The 3,119-nt window shown below is 46.9% G+C and carries 3 protein-coding genes; 2 read left to right on the top strand and 1 reads right to left on the bottom strand.

Annotated features, from left to right (window positions below; genetic code table 11):
• Nucleotides 1-248: 248 nt before the first annotated feature.
• Nucleotides 249-1,742, bottom strand: coding sequence for a peptidylprolyl isomerase (locus PN462_RS21390; RefSeq protein ID WP_272130878.1), 1,494 nt, complete (start codon nucleotides 1,740-1,742; stop codon nucleotides 249-251).
• Nucleotides 1,743-2,133: 391 nt separating this feature from the next.
• Here PN462_RS21390 and def point away from each other — a divergent pair, with 391 nt between their 5' ends.
• Together def and PN462_RS21400 are read left to right on the top strand one after the other, a co-directional pair.
• Nucleotides 2,134-2,697: a peptide deformylase gene (gene def, locus PN462_RS21395; protein WP_272130879.1), complete on the top strand. Its 564-nt coding sequence runs from the start codon at nucleotides 2,134-2,136 to the stop codon at nucleotides 2,695-2,697.
• Nucleotides 2,698-2,779: 82 nt separating this feature from the next.
• On the top strand, nucleotides 2,780-2,980 hold the full coding sequence (locus tag PN462_RS21400; RefSeq protein ID WP_272130880.1) for a hypothetical protein: 201 nt from the start codon (nucleotides 2,780-2,782) through the stop codon (nucleotides 2,978-2,980).
• Nucleotides 2,981-3,119 lie beyond the last annotated feature (139 nt).

Raw genomic sequence — 3,119 nt, forward strand, 5'->3', positions numbered from 1 at the left:
TCGCCCTCACCCCCCAACCCCCTCTCCCAACCTTGGGAGAGGGGGAGAAAATGTCTCTCACAAGTGTCTGAAACAACGGTGTCTCGTTCTACAATTTCTCACCTTGACAGGGCTGGCATTGCCCACCCTACAATGATTAATACTTAACCCTCAATTGTTAATTGTTAATTTTGAATTGTTAGGGGATGTTGGGTTTCGCTGCGCTTCACCTAACCTACAATCTACAATCTATGATGATTCTCATGGGTTTATCTTGAAAGAACGTTTTGTGCTTTCATTTGTGCAAACTGTAAATAGGCTTCGTATTCCATTAATTTTTGTTGGGCTTTAATATAATTGGGTTGGCCTTTGGGAATTTGCTGCATGAGACTAATGGCGTTTTCCCAGTGGTTGGCGGCTTTTTTCCAGTCGGTTAGGGAACGGGCAGTGCGACTAAAGACTACTGCTTCGGCGGCCCGCTCTAAGGAGGCTTGAAAGAGATTATCACTTTTTTTTGCCTGTTGTTGGGCGTATTCTAAATTGCCCTGATATTCAATGACTTTTTTCTGGGCAAGGGGATAATCTTTGCTGTTGGGGGGGACAATGCGCATCAAGGCAATGGCGTTTTGCCAATGTTGGGCGACTTGATTCCACTCTTGGGGGGTTTTTGCCGTTTGGGTGAGGTTAGCGGCTTCTGTGGCGTTATTTACCGCTACTCGGAAGGCTTCTTGCCGACCCACTCCTAACCCATTGGAGGGGGTTGCATGGGTTTCGGTGGTGAGTTCTGCGTCTTCGTCTTCATTGTTGGCGGTAAAGATTTCTGGTTGACGGCTAAACCCTAGTAAGGCAGCTACAGACCACCCCGCTAAGGCAAAGGGGATAAGGGATAAAACAAGGGTTTCGTTTAATCGTTGGTGACGGGGTTCTTTTTGCAGTTGTAGGGGCGGGGTTGGGGGGGGTGGGGTGTTTGGACTTTGAGGGGGCGTTTCGTCGCTTTGGGGCGATTCTGGGGCGGTTTGAGAGGCTTTGTTTGGCAGGGTGGTATCTAAGGGGGGAACTTGTAAGTCTTTGCTGACGGAAATTGTCCCTTGGGATTGTTGTTGGATTTGTTGTTGCACCCAAGTTTCAAATTTTTCGTTGAGGAGGCGTTGGCGCAGGGGGGTGGTAAAGTCTGTGGTAATGTAGCGTTCAAGACGGGCGATCGCAATCCAGCGATCAACCCGAAATGGTGCAGTCAGTTGTCCCCGTTGACTGGTGCGCAAAACTTGAGCGAGTTTCGGGTGCAGGTTTTTTACTTCCATGGGGCCAACCATTCCCTGACTCTGCGCTTCGGGCCCTTGGGAATATTGGGCCGCCAGTTCTGAAAAATTGGCCTCTCCTTCCTGTAAGCGAAAATAGAGTTCTTGCACTACTTCCATGTCTTCGCTTTGAATGAGGGAGAAGACTACGCGGTCATATTTTTCTTTATTGCTGAGAAATTCAGCTTCAACTACATCCCCCCATTGATCTTCTTTGAATTTCTCAATTTTCAGTTTTCGGGGGGCCAACAGCGAAATTTGTTCTGCTGAAACGGTGTTGGGGGCCTGTTTTTGCAGGTGTTGGCGAAATTGTTCTAATTCTTGGGAGGTATAGGTGATGGAGGCAATGGCTTGCTCAATCACCAATTCTCGGAGAAGATGGGGAAGGACTTCAGGGGAGGTCAGCAAGGACACCACATCCTCTGCTCCTAGTTTATGCTTGCCAAGTTGTAGAACTGCGCTCATGATGAGTCCCAGGAAATGCCACGATATACCGCCTATTGTATTCTCTCCCTGAGAAAATAGCCAATGAGGTTGGGGTGAATGCTCCTCCTTTTGTACGCTTTTCCTCCTAGGGGGGAATAGACTTCGTGAGGAGGTTTAAGGTACTCTTGCCCTCAGATATAAGTCTGAGGACTCAACTGAGTCATCAAAATCCCCGGTGATAGACTCCTACAGTCATTGAATCATTCATTGAATCAAAGAGAATGTAGGCTGCTCACCAACTCCTACGACTGGCTATTTTCGTGCATTGCAAGGGATTCAACCTACGCCAAATTCCATAGACTATACCGTAGGGTTTCTCGCTTTTTCAGCTAAGATCAAAGAAGAGAAGGCATTTTAATCGTTATAGCTTATGAGTTCCGCCGTTATTGTCGATAAGAAAAAAGTTCAGACTCCCCCATTAGAGTTACATTATTTGGGCGATCGCGTTTTACGCAAACCCACCAAACGAGTCTCGAAAGTCGATGACAACACTCGCCACTTGGTGCGAGATATGCTACAAACCATGTATAGTTCCGATGGGATCGGACTCGCAGCCCCCCAAGTGGGAGTCCATAAACAGTTATTAGTGGTGGACTGTGATCCCAGTAACGCGGCCAACCCTCCTTTTGTCTTAATTAACCCTAAAATTACTCGGTCAAGTAAAGAAGTATGCAGTGGGGAAGAAGGGTGTTTAAGTATTCCAGGGGTTTATCTGGATGTGGTGCGGCCTCAAGCCATTGAAGTTTCCTTCAAAGACGAAAATGGCCGGCCTCAGAAAATGCCTGCGAGTGGACTGTTGGCCCGAGTCATTCAACATGAGATGGACCACCTCAACGGGGTTTTATTCGTTGATCGGGTTGAGAATGAGTTACTCTTAGCAGAAGCGTTAACTAAGCATCATTTTTCCATGAATGCTGTTAAGCCTGTTCAATAAACGGCCTATCACATAAACGGCCTATCACATAAACGGCCTATCACATAAACGGCCTATCACATAAACAAAAGGAGAAGATAGAATGGGAATGACCCCCAAAAGTGGTGTTTTTCTAGCTGGTTGTTGCGTCAGCGCGATCGCTGGTGTTGGCTCTGTGTTTGAATTGAGTTACGGTCATCCAACCTACGGCACAACTGCCACCGCCATTATTTTAGCCCTGAGTGTCCCAATTACAGTGTTACTCTTTTGGGCTGCGGTTCAGGATACTAAGGCCAATCAGTGAACCTTGGATTGAAATCCAAGGCTAAAAGCCAAAACCCGTTAAAACGGGTTAAATTATCAGCATATTAGCCTGTTTTTAACAGGCTTATGCTCTCAGCCTTGGGTTTTAACCCAAGGTTGTCAAACAGGTTAAACCATCA

It is taken from the genome of Spirulina sp. CS-785/01, from assembly GCF_028330525.1.
Lineage (GTDB): Bacteria > Cyanobacteriota > Cyanobacteriia > Cyanobacteriales > Spirulinaceae > JAQMSD01.